This is a genomic window from Rhodococcus sp. 06-462-5 (assembly GCF_002258315.1).
Lineage (GTDB): Bacteria > Actinomycetota > Actinomycetes > Mycobacteriales > Mycobacteriaceae > Rhodococcoides.
Map to the genome: position 1 here is coordinate 1 of NZ_NOYD01000002.1, position 2,535 is coordinate 2,535.

Annotated in this window: 1 protein-coding gene; it reads right to left on the reverse strand. The window is 60.7% G+C overall.

Annotated features, from left to right (window positions below; translation table 11 throughout):
- The coding region (locus CH251_RS02320) for a condensation domain-containing protein (protein WP_254924357.1) at window positions 1-2,523 on the reverse strand (2,523 nt) is incomplete at its 3' end.
- Window positions 2,524-2,535 lie beyond the last annotated feature (12 nt).

The following is a 2,535-nucleotide window of genomic DNA, read 5'->3' on the forward strand; positions in this document are numbered from 1 at the left end:
CCGCAAACCGGAATCCAACACAAACAACGCATCACCCGGCACCGGCGTACCGATAGGAGCTCCATGACCAGGCTTCATGGGCGCACTCATAGAGGCGTAGAACGTCTCTGTCTCCCCGTAGCCATTGATCATTTCTCGGCCTGAAGCCCACCGATCGACAAGTTCGGGCGAGCATGCCTCACCCCCCACAAAAATGGTCCTTACTTGATCTATTCCCTCGGGCGAGAGCATCTCGAGTGCGGACGGGGTCTGGTTGACGGTGGTGACCTGCTCGTCTACCAGGATTCGGTGAAAGTCCGTTGCGGAGCGGGCGGCATGCTCAGGGATGATCACCAAGCGGCCGCCGTGCAGCAGAGCGCCCCACATCTCCCACACCGACACATCGAACGAGTACGAATGGAACATCGACCACACCTGATCTGGGGAATGTTTGAAAGCATGTTCCGAAGCTGCGTAGGTCTGGGTGACGTTCGTTTGTGTGATGCCGACGCCTTTGGGTGTGCCTGTCGTTCCTGAGGTGTAGATGATGTACGCGAGGAGGTCAGCATTCGGCACCGGCAACGTCGTCGTCGGCTGTTCAGCGACCTTGGGATCCTCGACATCTATCAGTGGGACCCCGGACTTACTGACGCGACCAGCGAGGCTCACCGTGGTCAAAATCGCGGCCGGCGCAGCGTCTTGTAGAACGAATGCCAGGCGCTCGTCAGGGGTGTTGATGTCGATCGGCAAGTAAGCAGAACCCAGCTTCAGCACCGAAAGTATGGCTATCACAGTGTGTTCCGAACGTGGCAGCAACAGTGCAACAACGTCCTCTACTCCCACCCCACGCCCAGCCAACAAATGAGCCAACTGCGTCGATGTGTCGTCCAACTCCTGATACGTCCACGACCGACCCTCGAACACCACCGCTATGACGTCCGGCCGCACCCTCACCTGCTCGGCGAACAACTCCGGAATCGCGGGGTCCACGATCGATTCATTTAGCACTGACCGCGCTCCGAGGGCGTCCAGCTGCGTCAGTTCTCTCTCGTCAAGCAAGTCGATTGACGCCACCGAGCGGTCCGTGCCGGCGAGCATCGTCGTGAGCACCCGCTGCCAGCGGGTAACAAGTTGTTTTACAGTTTCGGCGTCATAGACGTCGGTGCGGTACTCGACCAGACCCCCAATGCCTATGGGACGGCCGGAGTTGTCGAACCGCTCACGCAGGCTGAAAGTCAAGTCCATTCGAGCGGTCAAGGTGTCCGTGCGCTGCGGGGAAATGTCGAGACCTGGCAGAGACAGATCGGGCAGGGTGACGTTTTGCCAGGCGAACAGGATTTGGATCAACGGATGGTGAGCCTGCGTACGGACCGGATTGAGGCGCTCGACAAGCGCATCGAACGGCACATCTTGGTTCGCGAACGCGTCCAGGCTCCGCTCCCGTACCTCCTCCAACAAATCACCGAAGTTCATCTCGGCTGAAACCCGCGTACGCAACACCAGCGTGTTGACGAAAAACCCGACCATGCCGTCAAACTCGGTTCGCCCCCGCCCCGCCGTCGGCACCCCGAACGCCACATCCGCGCTCCCGCTCAAACGCGCCAACAGCACCGAAAGCGCCGCCGACATCACCATGAACGTCGTCGCATTGCGTTCCCGCGCCACAACCCGCACGAGTTCCTGCAGTTCGGCGGGCCATTCGACGACGACTTGGCCGCCCTGATGGTTGGCGACGGCGGGGTAAGGCCGGTCCGTGGGAAGCTCCAGCAGTCCCGCGTATCCAGCGAGGTTCCGCTCCCAGAAAACTGTTTGTCGACCAGATCGGGTATTAGGATCGTCGGCCTCGCCGAGGAGCTTGTGCTGCCAGATTGTGAAGTCGGCGTACTGAACGGGCAACGGCTCCCAGCCTGGCTCCGTCCGGGTGGTGCGGGCCTGATATGCGGTAGTCAGGTCGCGAACCAGCGGCGAGAGAGATGATCCGTCGGCGGCGATGTGGTGCATTGCCAGGGCCAGATGGTGTTCCGTGGTCGAGACTGCGAAAAGCCTTGCACGAAAGGGAATCTCGGTTTCTAAGTCGAAGGCGTGGCGGGTGACAATACCGACCGCCTCATCCAACTGTTGATCGGTCCAGTTGGTGGCGTCGATGACTTTGCAGGCGACAAGCCCTTCAGAGGCATCGAGAATGCACTGCTCGGGCACGCCAGCCGTAGCGGGAAACACTGTGCGAACACTCTCGTGCCGGGCTACGACATCGGCAACCGCCAGGGTCAGCGCGTCGACGTCGAGTAGACCGATTAGGCGTAGTACCAGAGGGATGTTGTATGTCGCCGATGGTCCCTCTAGCTGATGGATGAACCACAACCGACGCTGGGCGAACGACAGCGGCAACTGGGCCGGACGCGCATATGGCTCCCAGATTTGCCTGGTGCCCGACTGTCCTCCACCCACCACACGAGCCAGGCCCGCTACGGTGGGGGCTTCCATGAGTGCACGGACGCTGATTTCACAGTCGAAGGTTTCCTGCACGGCGGCTACGACACGCATCGCAGAGAGCGA